Origin of the sequence: Corallococcus sp. 4LFB, assembly GCF_046520365.1 — a bacterium.
GTDB lineage: Bacteria > Myxococcota > Myxococcia > Myxococcales > Myxococcaceae > Corallococcus > Corallococcus caeni.
The window spans coordinates 1-303 of record NZ_JBKGHJ010001289.1 but is presented as its reverse complement, the minus strand read 5'-3'; the positions used below and the strand labels follow the sequence as shown (position 1 = coordinate 303).

The following is a 303-nucleotide window of genomic DNA, read 5'->3' as shown; positions in this document are numbered from 1 at the left end:
GCCACGCCCTGCCGCCTCCCGAAGCCTCCGCCTCCGCCCAGGCCTCCTTCGTCGCGCCGCGCACTCCCGTCGAATCCCAGCTGGCCCACATCTGGGCCCAGGTGCTGGGCCTGCCCCGCGTCGGCGTCCACGACAACTTCTTCGAGCTGGGCGGCGATTCCATCATCAGCCTCCAGGTCGTCGCTCGCGCTCGCCTCGTCGGCCTCTCGCTGGCCACTCGCGACCTCTTCCAGCACCAGACGCTCGAAGCCCTCGCCCTCGTCGCCCGGGCCTCCAGCGACGTCGTCTCCACCGAGCAAGGCC

Annotated in this window: 1 protein-coding gene; it reads left to right on the top strand. The window is 71.9% G+C overall.

The window, feature by feature from the left end; genetic code table 11:
- A partial coding sequence (locus ACLEQD_RS45365) for a phosphopantetheine-binding protein (protein WP_410392070.1) occupies positions 1-303 on the top strand: 303 nt, incomplete at both ends.